This is a genomic window from Corynebacterium sp. HMSC075F02 (genome assembly GCF_001838335.1).
GTDB classification, from domain to species: Bacteria; Actinomycetota; Actinomycetes; order Mycobacteriales; family Mycobacteriaceae; genus Corynebacterium; species Corynebacterium jeikeium_D.
Window position 1 is genome coordinate 105842 of record NZ_KV836313.1, and the last position, 15304, is coordinate 121145.

Annotated in this window: 16 protein-coding genes; 11 read left to right on the forward strand and 5 right to left on the reverse strand. The window is 59.4% G+C overall.

The window, feature by feature from the left end; all coding sequences use genetic code 11:
- Positions 1 to 143: 143 nt before the first annotated feature.
- From HMPREF2920_RS06830 to HMPREF2920_RS06855, 6 genes are read left to right on the forward strand one after another with little or no spacing between them, the layout of a single operon-like run.
- Positions 144 to 3281 carry a Na+/H+ antiporter subunit A gene (locus tag HMPREF2920_RS06830; protein WP_049193803.1) on the forward strand — a complete coding sequence of 1046 codons (3138 nt, stop codon included), beginning with the start codon at positions 144 to 146 and terminating at the stop codon, positions 3279 to 3281.
- Positions 3278 to 3793, forward strand: coding sequence for a Na(+)/H(+) antiporter subunit C (locus tag HMPREF2920_RS06835; RefSeq protein WP_048760372.1), 516 nt, complete (start codon positions 3278 to 3280; stop codon positions 3791 to 3793). The genes HMPREF2920_RS06830 and HMPREF2920_RS06835 overlap by 4 nt, the downstream gene beginning before the upstream one ends.
- Complete coding sequence (locus HMPREF2920_RS06840; RefSeq protein ID WP_049193797.1) at positions 3783 to 5486, forward strand: Na+/H+ antiporter subunit D; 1704 nt, start codon at positions 3783 to 3785, stop codon at positions 5484 to 5486. The genes HMPREF2920_RS06835 and HMPREF2920_RS06840 overlap by 11 nt, the downstream gene beginning before the upstream one ends.
- Positions 5486 to 6139 carry a Na+/H+ antiporter subunit E gene (locus HMPREF2920_RS06845; RefSeq protein ID WP_070601049.1) on the forward strand — a complete coding sequence of 218 codons (654 nt, stop codon included), beginning with the start codon at positions 5486 to 5488 and terminating at the stop codon, positions 6137 to 6139. Before HMPREF2920_RS06840 ends, HMPREF2920_RS06845 begins: the two co-directional genes overlap by 1 nt.
- Positions 6120 to 6530 carry a monovalent cation/H+ antiporter complex subunit F gene (locus tag HMPREF2920_RS06850; RefSeq protein WP_070601047.1) on the forward strand — a complete coding sequence of 137 codons (411 nt, stop codon included), beginning with the start codon at positions 6120 to 6122 and terminating at the stop codon, positions 6528 to 6530. Before HMPREF2920_RS06845 ends, HMPREF2920_RS06850 begins: the two co-directional genes overlap by 20 nt.
- Entirely contained in the window at positions 6527 to 6877 is a 351-nt protein-coding gene (locus tag HMPREF2920_RS06855; protein ID WP_038626688.1) for a monovalent cation/H(+) antiporter subunit G, read from the forward strand. Before HMPREF2920_RS06850 ends, HMPREF2920_RS06855 begins: the two co-directional genes overlap by 4 nt.
- A gap of 172 nt (positions 6878 to 7049) precedes the next feature.
- On the opposite strand, the gene HMPREF2920_RS06860 is transcribed toward HMPREF2920_RS06855, so the two are convergent.
- From HMPREF2920_RS06860 to HMPREF2920_RS06875, 4 genes are all read right to left on the reverse strand, one after another.
- The gene (locus HMPREF2920_RS06860) at positions 7050 to 8273 is read right to left on the reverse strand and encodes a glutamate--cysteine ligase (protein WP_049193794.1); all 1224 of its coding nucleotides are present in this window, start codon (positions 8271 to 8273) and stop codon (positions 7050 to 7052) included.
- A 17-nt stretch (positions 8274 to 8290) separates the two neighbouring features.
- Complete coding sequence (locus tag HMPREF2920_RS06865) at positions 8291 to 8848, reverse strand: hypothetical protein (RefSeq protein ID WP_049169906.1); 558 nt, start codon at positions 8846 to 8848, stop codon at positions 8291 to 8293.
- A 221-nt stretch (positions 8849 to 9069) separates the two neighbouring features.
- Positions 9070 to 9990 carry a LytR C-terminal domain-containing protein gene (locus tag HMPREF2920_RS06870; RefSeq protein WP_070601141.1) on the reverse strand — a complete coding sequence of 307 codons (921 nt, stop codon included), beginning with the start codon at positions 9988 to 9990 and terminating at the stop codon, positions 9070 to 9072.
- 51 nt (positions 9991 to 10041) lie between these two features.
- Positions 10042 to 10389: a DUF3263 domain-containing protein gene (locus HMPREF2920_RS06875; RefSeq protein ID WP_224783754.1), complete on the reverse strand. Its 348-nt coding sequence runs from the start codon at positions 10387 to 10389 to the stop codon at positions 10042 to 10044.
- Positions 10390 to 10584: 195 nt separating this feature from the next.
- On the opposite strand from HMPREF2920_RS06875, the gene HMPREF2920_RS06880 reads away from it, so the two are divergent.
- Together HMPREF2920_RS06880 and HMPREF2920_RS06885 are read left to right on the forward strand one after the other, a co-directional pair.
- Entirely contained in the window at positions 10585 to 11166 is a 582-nt protein-coding gene (locus HMPREF2920_RS06880) for a peptide deformylase (protein ID WP_070429378.1), read from the forward strand.
- A 3-nt stretch (positions 11167 to 11169) separates the two neighbouring features.
- Entirely contained in the window at positions 11170 to 12342 is a 1173-nt protein-coding gene (locus HMPREF2920_RS06885; RefSeq protein WP_083308210.1) for an N-acetylglutamate synthase, CG3035 family, read from the forward strand.
- A gap of 46 nt (positions 12343 to 12388) precedes the next feature.
- Here HMPREF2920_RS06885 and HMPREF2920_RS06890 read toward each other — a convergent pair whose 3' ends face one another.
- The gene (locus HMPREF2920_RS06890) at positions 12389 to 13216 is read right to left on the reverse strand and encodes an RDD family protein (protein ID WP_222865185.1); all 828 of its coding nucleotides are present in this window, start codon (positions 13214 to 13216) and stop codon (positions 12389 to 12391) included.
- A gap of 121 nt (positions 13217 to 13337) precedes the next feature.
- On the opposite strand from HMPREF2920_RS06890, the gene HMPREF2920_RS06895 reads away from it, so the two are divergent.
- The 3 genes from HMPREF2920_RS06895 (at position 13338) to HMPREF2920_RS06905 (ending at position 15301) form a co-directional block, all read left to right on the forward strand.
- Positions 13338 to 14135 (forward strand): exodeoxyribonuclease III, encoded by a 798-nt coding sequence (locus HMPREF2920_RS06895; protein ID WP_038626705.1) that lies wholly within the window; start codon positions 13338 to 13340, stop codon positions 14133 to 14135.
- Positions 14136 to 14377: 242 nt separating this feature from the next.
- Complete coding sequence (locus HMPREF2920_RS06900) at positions 14378 to 14941, forward strand: MarR family winged helix-turn-helix transcriptional regulator (RefSeq protein WP_016421518.1); 564 nt, start codon at positions 14378 to 14380, stop codon at positions 14939 to 14941.
- A gap of 42 nt (positions 14942 to 14983) precedes the next feature.
- Entirely contained in the window at positions 14984 to 15301 is a 318-nt protein-coding gene (locus HMPREF2920_RS06905; protein ID WP_172620224.1) for a hypothetical protein, read from the forward strand.
- Positions 15302 to 15304 lie beyond the last annotated feature (3 nt).

Below are 15304 nucleotides of genomic sequence, written 5' to 3' on the forward strand. Positions count from 1 at the left end.
TCCGCCCCCCCCCACAACTCACCCCCAAATTTTCACTTTCCCAGAAACAATTGACCGTTTTCACACACTCGGTTAACACCGCTTCAAATGCTTAAGTCCCTAAAACGGGGTTGCATGAACTGGCGTGTTCCAATCATTATGGAATAGTGACTTCTCTCCTGTGCATCCTGTTCGTTACGGCAGCGCTTGCACCATGGACGATTAAGTGGCTCGGAACCCGCGGGTTCCTCGTACTCAGCCTCCCGCTGGCAGGCGGTGCCATCTACACCGGCACCCATCTCGTTCGCTTAGCTCTAGACAATGGCAACGGGGAAACTTCCGCACTCACGCAACCCGCCGTCACGCATTTTTCGTGGATGCCCATTATCCACTTGGATGTAAACCTGCGATTAGGTCCTATTGAATCGCTCTTCGGCACGCTGGTTTTGACCATCGGCTTTCTCGTACTGGTGTACTGCTCCGGTTACTTCATCAACCCGCCACTCGGCAAACGTCGCCGCGTAGGTTCCTTCGCAGCCCAAATGATCGCCTTCGCTGCGGCGATGTACGGCCTGGTCATCAGCGACAGCATCATGCTGATGTTCGTCTTCTGGGAAATTACCTCGGTTCTGTCCTTCCTCCTGGTGGGCTACTACGCCGAGCGCGCCTCCTCCCGTCGCGCAGCAGGCCAGGCGCTCCTGGTCACGACGCTGGGTGGCCTCATCATGCTGGTCGGTATCGTTCTGATGGGAGTGACCACCGGTTTCTGGAACTTCTCCGAACTCACCGCGCCTGGCGCTCTGACAGCGGCACAGCTGGACTCCACGGCAGTATCCACGGCCGCAATCCTGCTGGTCGTTGGTGCGCTGTCGAAGTCCGCTATCGCGCCCTTCCACTTCTGGCTACCCGGTGCAATGGCCGCCCCTACCCCGGTTTCTTCCTTCCTGCATTCGGCAGCGATGGTCAAAGCCGGTGTGTTCCTGGTTGCCCGGCTCGCGCCGACCTTCAATGACACCAACGCGTGGCAGCCAATCATCATCCCGCTCGGCCTCTTGACCATGATCATGGCCGGCTGGATGGCCCTGCGCCAGAAGGATCTCAAGCTGATTATGGCGTATGGCACTGTCAGCCAGTTGGGATTCATCATCACAGTCGCGTCGATAGGCACGCGTGCGACGATGCTGGCAGCCCTGGCACTGACGCTCGGCCATGCCATGTTCAAGGCCGCGCTGTTTATGGTCGCGGGCACAATTGACAGGCTGACTGGTACGCGCGATATCCGTGAGCTCTCTGGGCTCGGTAGAAAGTCGCCGCAGTTGCTGGTGATTTCGATTCTCGCCGCTGCATCGATGATGGGTGTGCCGCCGTTCTTCGGCTTCGTCGCCAAGGAAGCTGCGCTGGAGGCCACGCTCAATGCTGATCCGCTGCATGGGATGCCGTCGGTGTTTACCACCATTGGCCTCGTCGTGGGTTCGATTCTGACCGTAGCGTACTCGCTGTACCTGCTGCGCGCCGCGTTTGCGACCAAGTCCAGCACCCACGCCAGCGGCGGTGGCACTTCCCCTGCCGTGGCAGAGATGGATTCCCCGACGTGGGATCAGATTGGCCCGGCTTGGCTGTTGGCGCTGGCAGGTTTGGTTTTCGGCCTGGTTCCCCGCGTCCTCGACTCGATTATCTCGCCCTACCTCACCAGCGCATTCCCGAATACGGAAGCAGAAACGCACCTGGCGCTCTGGCACGGATTCACCCTTCCGCTGGCACTGACGGCCACAATTCTACTCGTGGGTGCCATCATGCATTGGCAGCGTAATCTGGTGCGTCAGCTGCAGTTTGATCAGCCGGCTCTCGGTAGTGCCGATGCGCTTTACGACGGAATCCTGGACTTGGCCCGCCGTCTTTCTCTCCGTGTCACTGCTGCGACCCAGCGTGGTTCCCTCCCGTTGAATGAAGCGGTCATTTTGCTGACCCTCATCGTGCTGTCCATCGGTGCGTTGTTGCTCGGCGAGCGCGATGAGCTGCGAATGGAACTGTGGGACTCTGCTCCGCAGGGTGCAGTTGCGCTCATCATGATTATCGCGGCGCTGGCCGCTACCCGGCAGAAGAACAGGCTTTCCGGGGTCATCCTGGTAGGCGTGACAGGCTACGGCTTGGCCATTATTTTCGCCATGTACGGCGCTCCTGACTTGGCCCTGACGCAGCTGCTGGTCGAGACGGTCTCAATGATTATTTTCGTGTTGGTGTTGCGTACGCTCTCCCCGCGGGCACCGGCATCGAACCCGAGGTGGACACGACACCGTGCTTGGTTGGCCATTGCAGTCGGTGTCACGGTTCCCGTGTTGGCCGCCTACGCCATGGGCTCCCGTCGTACTGAGCCAATCTCGGGCGACATTCCGCCGCTGGCGCACGATATTGGACACGGCCAGAATGCAGTCAACGTACTGCTTGTCGACATCCGCGCCTGGGACACCTTCGGTGAAATCACCGTGCTGGTGATGGTGGCTCTGGGGATTACCTCACTGGTCTTCCGCACGCATACCATGCATATGCGTTCAAAGATTAAGCCGCAGCGGAATCGAGCTCGCCGCACCAACCGTTGGTTGAACACTCTCGATGAGTCCGGTGAAGCCGAGCGGTTGCGCTACCCGATCATGGTGCTGGTGGCATCGCGCGTGCTCTTCCCCGCCATGATGGTGGTTTCCTTCTATCTCTTTTTTGCCGGCCATAACGATGTCGGCGGTGGCTTCGCCGGTGGTCTCGTGGCTGCGCTGGCACTGACCATGCGTTATCTCATCGGTGGTCGTCGTGAGTTGGCGGCAACTCTGCCGATTCCTAACGAGATGCTTCTCGGCGGCGGTTTGCTGGTGTCGGCACTCAGCGCGTTGTGGCCACTGTTTGTGGGGTGGGCACCGCTAACTTCTACGTATGGCTCGCGGGAAATTCCGCTGCTCGGAGATGTCACTGTTGTCTCCCCGATGCTCTTTGACCTGGGCGTATACATGATCGTGGTTAGCACGATTGTCTACATCCTGCGCAGTTTGGGCGGTGGCATCGACGCTCAGATAAACCTTCGCGCTGAGCGTGATCGTTCACGTCGTGTGAATCGAGCCGCACTCGGCCAGTCCCGCCAGCTGCGCAGCAAGTTGGCGGCGGCTAAGCCCGCAGGTGTTAAGTCCGCAGGCGCTAATCCCGCAAGCGTTAAACCTGCCGGCACTAAACCCGCAGACTCTGCCAACACAGCCACCTCAGAGGCTTCAGAACCGACAGCCCCAGCTAGGACCGAAGGAAAGGACACACACCCGTGATTCTCAATTTTGTTCTGCTAGCAACTGTCGGCACGCTGATTGCTACAGGGGTGTACCTGTTCCTCGATCGTTCGTTGACCAGGATGCTCATGGGACTGTTGCTGATGGGCAACGGTATCAACCTGCTCATCCTGCTTGGCTCTGGTTCGCCGGGACGGCCACCAATTTGGGATAGGGAATCGCTGGTCAGCGATGCTCAGGCAGACTCACTGCCCCAGGCCTTTATCCTCACCGCAATTGTTATTTCCATGGGCATGACCGCATTCCTGTTGGCTCTGCTCTATCGCCAGCACCGCTACCGCATCGGCGATCACGTGCAAGATGACCACGAGGACCGCAGCCTGGCAATGCGTCGGGCCAGCGACCCATCAGCTGCTCCGGACCACGACAAGTCCGACGATCCCACCACCGGTCGTCCCACAGAGGCCGGCGATAGCTTCGGTCCGGCCAGTTTCGAAAAGCCCGTGACCCCGCCATCAAACTCCCCAGGAGGTGACGACGATGACGACTGAGCAAATAATTCTGGCACTAATTCCGCTGCCTATCATCGTCCCCGCCGCCACCGCCGCAATTGCTCTGCTGCTGGCACGTTTTCCCAAAGCACAGCAGGCGATCGCGCTAATCTCGCTCGGCAGCCTGCTGGGAGTCGCCAGCGCCTTGGTGTATCTCATCTACGCGCACGGCGTCCACACGGTCCAGGTGGGCGGCTGGGACGCACCAATCGGCATCACGCTCGTAGCCGACAACCTCGCAGTGTTGATGATCACCGTCTCTCAGCTGGTCCTCTTTGCCGTGATGTGGTTCGGCATCGGCCAGGGTATTAGCGATGGTGACGAAGATGAGCCGATCTCCGTCTTCGTTCCGACGTACATGCTGCTCAACATGGGCGTCTCCATGGCCTTCCTGGCCGGCGATCTGTTCAACATGTACGTCGGCTTCGAGGTTCTGCTCGTAGCCTCCTACGTGTTGCTCACGCTGGGGGCATCGTCGTCACGCATTCGCGCAGGCGTGTCGTATGTGATGGTCAACATGTTGTCCTCGATGGTGTTCCTGCTGGCGATTGGCCTGGTTTATCAAGCGGTCGGCACGGTGAACTTCGCACACATTTCCCTGCGCATGGAGGACATCCCCGATGGCACCCGCACCGCGATCTTCGCAGTGCTGCTCGTCGCCTTCGCAGTGAAGGCGGCGGTGTTCCCGCTGTCGGCGTGGTTGCCAGACTCCTACCCCACCGCACCGTCGATGGTTACCGCGGTCTTCGCGGGGCTGCTGACGAAGGTGGGTGTCTACGCGATCATCCGCACGCGCAGTGTCGTTTTCCCAGACGGCAGGCTTGACGACGTCCTGATGTGGGCTGGCCTAGCGACAATGCTCATGGGCATTCTCGGTGCCATGGCCCAAAATGACATTAAACGTCTCTTGTCTTTTACGCTGGTATCCCACATCGGATACATGATCTTCGGTATTGCCGTCGGCAATACGCTGGGACTCGGCGGCGCGATTTTCTACATCGTCCACCACATTCTGGTGCAGACGGCATTGTTCCTGGTGGTCGGGCTTATCGAGCGCCAGGCGGGCTCGTCCTCCCTGCGCAGCCTCGGTAGCCTGGCCAAGACGTCGCCGCTGCTGGCGTTGCTATACCTCGTGCCCGCGCTCAACCTCGGTGGTATCCCACCGTTCTCAGGCTTCCTGGGCAAGGTCATGCTCATCGAGGCCGGCGCACAGAACGGATCCGCCACCGCATGGATTCTGGTTGCGGGATCTATCATCACCAGCCTGCTGACCCTCTACACCATGATTCTCGTCTGGTCGAAGGCCTTCTGGCGCGACCGTTCCGACGCCCCCGAGGGCGACACTGTGCTTGCGCAGCCAGCCGCGCTCCGGGAAAGGACTCAGATGGTTGCTATCGCAGAGCGTGACGACGTCGGCAAGATGCCACTCGGCATGGTGATGCCGACGGCTCTGCTGGTGATTGCTTCTGTGGGGGTTACCGTTCTGGCCGGGCCACTGTCCAATGTGGCTACCGAAGCGGCAAGCAACGTCGCGAATGTTGATGAGTACCGCGCAGCGGTCCTCGGTATCGACTCGGCCGATGACAAGGGCCTGGAGCAGCTGGAAAACCCAGGCCGCACCAAGAGCCCATGGAAGTCGGATTCGGCGACCGAACGTGCCACCAGCACGCTGGAAGGAGCAGGTGAAAGCTGATGAGTAAAACGCGCGCCAAGGTGGCTGCAAAGCGACCACCACGTATTTCAATCCTGCTCTTTTTATTCACAGTGATTATTTGGGTCATGCTGTGGGGCGAGGTGACATTTGCCAATGTGCTCTCGGGAATCCTGGTAGCCACGTTGCTGAACCTCGCCATGCCTATCCCGCCAAACAGCGCGCTGGATATCAACTTCGGTGGCATGGTGCGACTGTTCGGTTCTTGGACAATCGACTTTGTGAAGGCCTCTATCAGTGTCGCCTGGCTGGCCATCCGACGAGATGATCCGCCACCGACTGCCATTATCAAGGTCCCCATGCGGACCAATGACGATATTTCGCTCACGACTGCAATGGCACTAATTAATCTGCAGCCGGGCGGCATCATCGTGGACATCGATAAGCGAAAAAAGACGCTGACCATGCATCTTCTCGACGCTTCGTCGACAGGCAAGGTAGCTGAACAAATCAACCAGTTGACCCGAATCGAGCGACGGGTGATTCGCGCGTTTGAGAACCGCGATGTACATGAGCAACCGACTAAGCCAGGCTCTGGCGAAGAGCAGCCGAGCAGTGCGAAAAGCGGCGAGCAAGGCGAAACGAGCAGCGAAAAAGGGGAGAAAGGAGTAGCCGATGAACCCGGAAGTTTTTAACATTCTGCTCGGAGTGGCTGCCGCAGGCTATTTCATTGCGGTGATGATTACCCTCGGGCACATGATCGCAGGACCAAACTCGCTGGACCGCCTGGTGGCGCTGGAGTCCATGACTGCAATGTTGCAGGGCATGCTCGCTGCGTTCATGGCATGGAGTTTGGACACTTCGGTGGTCTACCCAATGCTCATCATTGCGCTGCTCGGTTTCCTGTCTTCGCTGGCAGTCGCCAAGTTCCGTGTCCCAGACGAAGGAAAGAAACCCGCGAAGAGCGCTCGGAAGGGCACGGGGAAAGCTGCAAGCAAGGTCGCCACAAAGAAAACCGCACAGAAAGCAGCGCCTAAGGCAACGCCAACAGCAGCTCCGACAACCATAAAGGGAGAGCCCAAATGATTCTCGTGGCAGACATTATCGCCATCGCACTCATTATCACCGGAATGCTACTGTGCGTTGCAGCGTCCGTGGGATTAATACGCTTCCGCGACACCATCAGTCGCATGCATGCATCCTCCAAGCCACAAACGCTGGGGCTAATTCTGACGCTGTCGGGTTCGCTTTTGCACGTCGCCACGCACGCGTCAGCTCACACAACTACTAGTAGTGACTTGGCTCTGTTGACCCTGATTATCCTGTTTGCTCTGGGTACATCGCCAATTGTTAGTAACCGCGTTGGCCACGAGGCGTTCAAAGAGAGGCTCGTCGACGAGGACAGCCTCGCCCGCGATGACAGCCGGGAATAACGAGAGGACACTCCCCGTCAAGATTGGACCCCGACCTGGAGCGGAACCGGGTTCGACCGGGGCCGCCCAGGGGGGGGCGCCTTTCTTCAGTTAGTGGCTAGGTTTATGCACCCCAAAAGTGCTATAGGCCTAGTCACTAATTTTTGTCTGGGCACACACCGCTTAACGACGGCTAGTCGTCTACTTGCTCGTGGAAATCTGCAGGCGCTATCGGATGCCCGGCGCGCAGTTCCTGCACCGCAAGATCCACGGCGGCACGCCACGGGGTGTGGCCAATGCGCTCTTCGTTCGCCCGTACGTCGTCCTCGGTAGCCATGGAAGGCAGCGCCCCGGCCGCATCCGCCACAGTGCGCTGCCGCTCGTATGCCGCGCCCATTTCCACGATGTTGTTGACGAATTCCAGTTCGGCTCGGCAACCCAGTTCGTCGGCAAGCGGGGCGAGTTGAACCACAAGTTCACGGAGTTCGTCGCGAACCCACCGCTCGTCGGTATCGCGATTGACGATGACCAGCGCGTCCATGCCGTAGCGGGCGGCGCGCCACTTGTTTTCGGCGATGTGCCAGGACTGCAGCGACGGTAGCTCCTCGCCAGCCTCCCACATGCGGTCGTAGTAAACCGTCAGACAGTGCGTCAATGCCACGATAGCGGCGAGTTCCTGCAGGTTAGAGGTAGCGTCAGCGACACGAATCTCAATGGTGCCGTACTTTGATGCCGGGCGAATGTCCAAGTGCATCGAGCCGGTGTGATTGATGACGCCGGAGCGGGACTGGTCGTGCATGTAGGACTCCCACTCGGGCCACGTGTAAATCGCCGGCGGCTGACCAGCGGTGGGAAGCTGCTGGTAGAGCAGGCTTCGGTTGGAAGCGTAACCCATGTCCTCACCGTTCCAGGCCGGTGAGGAGGCAGACAGCGCCAACATGTGCGGCAGCTTCGTTGCCAGGGCCTGAATGATCGGCCAAACGCGTTCGGAGTCCTTAATGCCAACATGGACGTGGACTCCCCAGATGATCATCTGGTTACCCCACCACTGAGTGCGGTTGATGATTTCGGAGTAGTGCCCCTTAGCGCTGACCTGCTGAGCAGTACCGCGGGCGAACGGATGCGAGCCCGATGACCACACATCCACCCCAACGCGATCAGCGGCCTCGAGAACCATGTCCAGCTGGCTTTGGAGCTCCGCTACGGCACCGGGCACGTTCGTGTGCACACCGGTGACGAGCTCTACGGTGTTGGCGAGGAACTCTCGCTGGAGCCCATGTCCGGGATGCTCCGCATCGATGATGTCGAGCACCTCGGCGGCAGCGGGGGCGGTGTCGCGCGTTCGTCGGTCAACGAACGCCACTTCCCATTCCACTCCCAGTGATGGCTGCGCCGATCCGGAAAATTGCTCAGTCATACCGCTATTTTTTCACACTAGGAGTCGTTTTCCTCAGTTGGCTCCGTCCAGGTGACGGTTTTTGCGCAGGAGGCAAGGTCACCGTTGGAATCGACAAGCGCAACTGTGGTGAAACTGTCTTCATCCACCTTGGACGGAACGTTCCAGACATCTGCATTCCGTTTGTCATCGACGTGCACTTCGCCGATGACACCCAACCCTTCGGTTGCGGGGCTGCCGATGCCACTGCAGCCAGATGCACCGCGCGCCTGCACTGTGTACTTGCCCTTATCCAAGGTAGTGAACTGACCTTTTTCGTCGGAAAGACCCATCCATCCCTTGGCGCTCATGACCTGTACAGTTGCCAGCATTTTCATTGATCCGTCGTCGTTTGTTCGGATGAAGTTATAGGCGCTGACTCGCTCGGTCAGCTTCGGTGCAGCCGGATCTACGCTCACTGGCGCAGTGCTTGTCGACGCGCCTGCGTTCCCGTCCTTGTCGCTGCTGGATTCAACCCCCGAGCAGGACACCAACAGTGTTGCAGCACAACCCAACGCGGTGGCGACAGCAACACGACGACGCTTTACGGCGAACATAAAAACCTCACAGACCTCACTGGCTACTAGCAGAATTCTAGTACCCCTTTTTCAGCCGTGATCTGTTTGAGACTGCAAAATATGCAAAAGCCCCGCGTAAGCCATGAAATGTGTGGCTTACGCGGGACTTGGAAAGCTATGGGGCTTCGCACCACGGCGGCAGGTTTTGACGCTTAGGCCGCAAACCTTAGTGAGAGACCAAAGCCTGGTGGGCCGGGAGTCTAGTGAGCCGGGTCAGTGGCGACCACGACGATTCCCGCCGGAGCGTCCCGGAGGCGGTCATCGCGAGGTGCGGCTTCCCAACCGTTGTCATGCGCGATCTGCTCAGCGGCGGCCTTTTCCTCTTCGTTCCTCGGGTCGAAGTAGACGGTGGTCTTCTCCCACACACCCATCTTCTCTTCAGGAGCATTGCCGGTCTCGCCGGCGCCCCAGCCCTGCTCGCCCATCTGCTTGGACAGGTCATCGGCGAGGCCCACGACCTCAGAGTTATTCAGGACACTGACCTTGACAGTCTTGCGGTCAATCTGGGGCGCTTCGTTGGCCTCATCCTGTGCCGGCGGATTCTCAGCGGGAGGAACCGGTTTGCCTGGCTCATTTGCCGGTGGCGGCGGCGGAACCTCGCCGTCACCATCTCCAACAGCACCATCCTTTGCCGGATCACTGCCGTTGGCCGAGTCAGCAGGCACACCAGAGTCAACCGGAGCGGATGCCGAGGTGTCATTCTGGCCGGTGTTCTCGGCATCGTCGCCACGTGTGCTGAGTGCATAGGCACCGTAGGCGACCAGGCACACGCCGATAGCGAGCAGCACGATAGCGAGAACGCGCATGTAGCGGCCATCACCGGCACCGTCGCCGATGTCGCCGTCATCAGCACCATCAGCAGCTGCGGAATTGCTAGCAGCAGCCCGAGAGCCAGCACCGGTAGTGGCGGCAGCGGTAGCACCAGCAGCGGCTGCGCCAGCGGCCGAGGCCGCAGATCTGGGAGCTGCGTGTTGAGCATCCGACGGCTCGGAGTACGCGTGAGCGCCGCCAGCGGCGGGAGCCTCCGCGTAATCGCTGTACTCATCGAAGTCGTCGTAGTCGTCATCGAGTCGATGACGGCCCGGACGCGGCGAATTCTGAGGGTTTAGTTGGTCAGACACATCCCACATCCTATATGTTCTGCCGCCGAACCGTGAAGTGAAACTTGAACCTTATGCGTCGTGGTTGTCCCGCACGGCGCGCAGCCGATGAACCAACACGGGTTCGGCTGCTTCGGCTGCTGGAGAGTCGAGAAGTCGCGAAAGTACCTGGTGGTAGCGGATTGTGTTGTTTCCAAAGTCCTCGGCAAAGCGACGCCGAATTGCCTCCTGCCGCGCACCGGCCATACGCGGTCCACGGCGGGCAACTTTCAGCCATTCTTTCTCAAAATCCAGCATTTTCTGAGCCAAAACGGGTTCAATGCCGCTGGTATCACCCACGAGTCCGAGATGCTCGGATGAGTCAAGCCGCCGCTCGGCCTCAGGTTCGTGGCTGCCACCTATGGGCTTCTTGTTCACCACTTTCCGCACCCCGCTTTCCTTCTCGCTCGCCCTGATCCTCTATTCTGCACGACACTGTCTATGCAGATACTTAGTGAAGATACATCGTCAGATCTAGCCACCCAGCCTCACCTACGCCCCACCTACAACTCCCTGACACAACTCAGGCATCACCAGGCGATTTAGAAAACATGGACGCCGAGTAGAATCAGCGGCATGACTATCCGTCCCATTGTGATTGCCGGAGACCCCGTTCTCCACACTCCTACCCAGCCGGTGACCGAGGATGCCTCCGAGCTGCGTGAGCTCATCGAGGACATGTACGAAACCATGGACCGCGCCCACGGTGTGGGGCTGGCTGCCAACCAGGTGGGTGTCGGCAAGCGTCTGTTCGTCTACAACTGCCCCGATGACGACGATGTCTGGCACCGCGGCTGCGTCATCAATCCGGTGCTGACCACCAGTGAAATCCCGAAGACTATGCCTAACGACGACGGCTCCGATGACGAAGGTTGCCTCTCTGTGCCCGGCCTGTCCTTCCCCACCAACCGTGCGGAGAAGGCTGTTGTCACCGGCCTGGATGAAAACGGCGAAGAGGTCCGCATCGAGGCCACCGGTTTCTTCGCCCGCTGCATGCAGCACGAGGTCGGCCACCTGGATGGGTTCCTCTACACCGATTGCCTCACCGGTCGTTGGAAGCGCATGGCCAAGAAGGAAATCAAGCGCGCCGGTTGGACCGAGGGCGGCCTGACCTGGATGCCGGGCGTGGATCCCGATCCGTTCGGCCACGAGGATTAAATCGTGGCGGATAGGCAATTGGAGTCGTCGGCAAGCGAAAATGCAGCACAGAAGCTACCGATTTCCCGCTGGGGCGTCGGTGAAGTGACGGTGGGACGTCGTGTCATTGTGCGGCGTGCGCTGACCGATGAAGAGGCGCTGGCCAGCGGCAAGAAGACTACGGACGTCATTGGGCATGTGCTCAGCATGGATCCGTTCGTCGTGCGTCCGCAGGTTCATGCTGGCGTGCGTGCCGACGAATCCGTGGCAGCGGTGGACTTTAGCGATAAGCACATTTTGATTGTGAAGGCCCTGCCGGATCATCCGGTGCGCAATTCGGATATTCGCGCCGTGGAAACTGCGACAGCGAAGGCCTTCCCGGGTATCGCGCATGTGGTGGAGTCGGGCTGGCTGCTGCGAGCCGGCGATGGCATTACGGAGCGTTCCAACTCCGCGCTGCCGCTCGAACCCGGAGCCAGCACTCAGCCGGTGCCGTTGGAGAAGATTAAGTCGTTTTACGATTCCCACGATTTGCCGGTGCGGATTGCGATTCCGGATAGAATCGCCAAACCTGCACAGGCGCTGGTCGCGGGGCCGGAGTGGACGGTCGGGCCGGACATTGTGGTTATGACGCGCTCACTCGATGGGGATTTGCCGCCTGCTGAATTGGCAGCTGAATCGCACAGCGCCGAACAGGTGCTTGATGAGCACAGCGCCGAACAGGTGCTCGATGAGCACAGCGTCGAGCTTGCAGACGTGCAGGTGGATATCGCTGATCAACCTGACGACGACTGGCTGGGGCTCTACCATTTCCGCGGTACCACGCTGCCCGAGCATGCACTACAGCTTCTGCGCAATGAAATTGATGGCCGCATGTGCTTCGGACGCCTGCAAGTGCCTGACAACAATGCGCCTGAAGGCATACGCACGGTAGCCATTACGCGCGGCACGCTGACCGAATCGGACGACGGCCGTGTGTGGCTCGGGTTCTCCGCTGTGGAAGTCGCAGCCGATATGCGCCGCCGAGGACTTGGCACCCTACTGGGAATTCACATGATGCACTGGGGCACACAACACGGGGCAGATTCTGCATATCTGCAGGTATTGGGCTCAAATGAGGCTGGCATTGCGCTGTACCGGACACTCGGTTTTACCGAGCACCACCGGCACCGCTACGCGGAGCTGACAGGGGCTTAGGGGCCGGGGGTTACGTTTCGGCCCTGCGCTACTCGCCCTGATTGCCCTACTTCCCGCGCTTAACCCTTTTAATCCGCTTCAGCTGCTTGCCCTGCTGCTCTTTGCTACCCATGCGATTGCCCATGCGGCGCTGCCCACGCGGCAGCTCGCGCGTCTCCGGCTTTTCCACCACACGGGTGTGGACCGAGAGTTCATGACGACCTCTCCCCAGCGGATCGCGTGAGGCAGCCATTGCAATCCAGCCGGCCAGGCCCGCAGAGACAAACCAACCGGCGACCGGAATCATCGACGGCAGAATCCAGGCATTGCGCACAAAACCATCGCGGGCTGAGACTGGCATCCCGTGTGCACCTTCGATTTTCATGCCCATGGCGTGTTTACCCGGCGACCCGTCGAAGATGGAGTCCCCCGCCACGCGGTAGAGGTAAAAACCACCGGGACCGAGGAAGAGGCTGATCAGCATCACCATTACGCCGCTGTCCGATGTCCCCACGATGCTAGTGAGAACTGCAATGGAGGCAATCAATGCAGTGTAGATGACAGAATCCACCAACAGCGCACCACCACGACGTGCCACTGAGCCATTGGCCAGATTGGGGTCAAAGCCCAGGTGTACTGCCATTTGAGCGGTCAGCGGCGCGACTTTGGGATTAGCACTGAGCTCACCGAAGGAAGACACCCCATAGCTAGCGGGGTACCCGCTTTCATAGCCGACCGGAATGTTTGCTACCGGATATGGCACTTCCTGATACGGCATTGCCGCATCGTACGCCGCATATGCGTCGTGTTCCCGATAAGCGTTCCTGCCACTACTACCCAGGTAATCCGTCGGACTGTACTCGCCGCCGTAACGGCGATCGTCCCAGTTAGCCAACCTCGAAACTCCCTTTCCTACCGGGCTTCCGCCCACCTTATCCGTTTTTGTCCGCCTATTTTGTCACTGCTTTGTTCAACGCATGAGGCCGCCGTTTCGTTCCCCTTTTACAATCGTTGATATGCGAATCTGTGTCTGGAACGTCAATTCGGCTCGAACTCGCCTCGACCGAATGGTGGAAATGCTGCGCCGGAATGACATTGATGTCCTGGCCGTCCAGGAAACCAAGTGCAAGGACGACCAATTCCCCACCGCTGCTTTTGAAGAGCTGGGATACCAAGTCGCCCACCACGGCCTGAATCAGTGGAATGGCGTTGCCATCATCTCCCGCGTCGGCCTTGAGGACATCCAGGCAGAGTTCCCCGGTCAGCCGGGTTTCAACAAGGACCCCGACGCAACTCCCGCATTGGAGGCCCGCCATATCGCCGCTACCTGCGGTGGCGTGCGCGTCCATAGCCTCTACATCCCGAACGGCCGCGACATCACCGACCCGCACTTCGAGTACAAGCTCGAATTTCTGGAGCGGCTCCGTCAGCACATCATCGCCACGCTTGACGACGACCCGGAGGCCACCTTCATGATGGGCGGCGACTTCAACATTGCCCCGACCGACGGCGATGTCTGGTCAATGGCAGCCTTCGCAGGGAAAACACACGTCACACCGCCTGAACGCGCAGCTTTCTATGCGCTGGAGCAGGCGGGCATGAAGGAAGTAACTCGCCAATTCACCCCAAACCAGTGGACCTACTGGGATTACAAGGCTGGCCGCTTTTTCAAGGATGAGGGCATGCGCATCGACTTCCAGCTCGCCTCCCCCGACCTCGCGGCAAAGGCGTCCGCCGGATTCATCGACATCGAAGAGCGTCAGGGCAAAGGCGCATCCGACCATGCTCCGGTGATTGTGGATTACGAAGTGTAGATAAACGGGCGGAAAAGCGCGTAGGCCTAGTTCCTACTAGGGGGTGTCGCTGGGGCCGTCGTAAAGCGGAGTCTTTGCTGCCAGCCCCTAAAATCAGGGGCAGAAATGGGCGATAAAGCACCCGCACAACACTTATGAGTCTAACTTTTTGTTCAATCTACAAATTTTCACCACAGAAAGTTATTTCGACGATATAAGGTGTTTATTCAGAACATCAATTCATTACGTCGGGAAGGAAGATCATGACTTCTGCACGCTCCCCTCAGCGCACCACTACCCCGGAGCCAGCGAGCGGCTTCCCCACCGCGGATGACTCAACTGAGTCCGATGAATCCCTGCGCGAAAGCGTGCAGAAGATTTCCATCGGCCTGTATGACTTCCTTGCGTCGACTCGCCGCCTCGGTGAGCGCCCGAATGCCAGGATGGACATTTCCCAGTCGGAAATGGAAGTACTGCACTTTATTTCGACCCACCCGGGCTGCGGCGTATCCGACATTGCACGCCTGCGTTTCCTGCGCCCGTCCAACGTTTCGGCAACAGTCCGCCGCCTACTCGACAACGGGCTGATTGAACGCGAGAACAATGCAAAGGATCGCCGTGCGCAGAACCTCTATGTCTCCAGCGATGGCGAGACCCTGCTGGAGCAGCTTATCGACCACTGGGGTGCGCTGGTGTACGAAATTGTGCGGACAATGTCGCAAAAGGACGTGCGTGCGCTAATTAAGGCACTGCCTTCGCTGCTGAAGCTGGCGGAGCACTCGGAAAGCTATGTTGAGGAGCACCAGCGCCGCCAGGAGCCGTTCTAAAAGCGCGCCGCTAAACCCTTCTTACTAGGTACGATGATGCTCATGGCTATTACTTTGAAGAAGGCAAAAGACGTAAAGACCGCTCCATTGGTGGCCACCGGCCTCATCGGCGGCTGGCTCACCGCTCGCGAAACAGGCATTCGCCCGCTCGGTGGCGTCATCTTGGGCGCCGCCGGCGCATATGCAGCACGCACCTGGAACGCAAAGACCGGCGCCCTGGGAGCCACTGGTCTGGTGGCCGCCTACCTCGGCGCTTTCGGCCTCTCACACCCGCTGGCTAAGAAGATTGGCGCATGGCCGTCCGTCCTGACCGTCACCGCGCTGGCTGCTGGCGCAGCAGCAGTTGCCGACTCCAAGTAAGCA

Bases quoted from the DNA above. Each gene is read 5' to 3' on its own strand.
- HMPREF2920_RS06840 (WP_049193797.1), top strand. From the start codon at position 3,783: ATGACGACTGAGCAAATAATTCTGGCACTAATTCCGCTGCCTATCATC.
- HMPREF2920_RS06845 (WP_070601049.1), top strand. From the start codon at position 5,486: ATGAGTAAAACGCGCGCCAAGGTGGCTGCAAAGCGACCACCACGTATT.
- HMPREF2920_RS06850 (WP_070601047.1), top strand. From the start codon at position 6,120: ATGAACCCGGAAGTTTTTAACATTCTGCTCGGAGTGGCTGCCGCAGGC.
- HMPREF2920_RS06855 (WP_038626688.1), top strand. From the start codon at position 6,527: ATGATTCTCGTGGCAGACATTATCGCCATCGCACTCATTATCACCGGA.
- HMPREF2920_RS06860 (WP_049193794.1), bottom strand. From the start codon at position 8,273: ATGACTGAGCAATTTTCCGGATCGGCGCAGCCATCACTGGGAGTGGAA.
- HMPREF2920_RS06865 (WP_049169906.1), bottom strand. From the start codon at position 8,848: ATGTTCGCCGTAAAGCGTCGTCGTGTTGCTGTCGCCACCGCGTTGGGT.
- HMPREF2920_RS06880 (WP_070429378.1), top strand. From the start codon at position 10,585: ATGACTATCCGTCCCATTGTGATTGCCGGAGACCCCGTTCTCCACACT.
- HMPREF2920_RS06895 (WP_038626705.1), top strand. From the start codon at position 13,338: ATGCGAATCTGTGTCTGGAACGTCAATTCGGCTCGAACTCGCCTCGAC.
- HMPREF2920_RS06900 (WP_016421518.1), top strand. From the start codon at position 14,378: ATGACTTCTGCACGCTCCCCTCAGCGCACCACTACCCCGGAGCCAGCG.
- HMPREF2920_RS06905 (WP_172620224.1), top strand. From the start codon at position 14,984: ATGGCTATTACTTTGAAGAAGGCAAAAGACGTAAAGACCGCTCCATTG.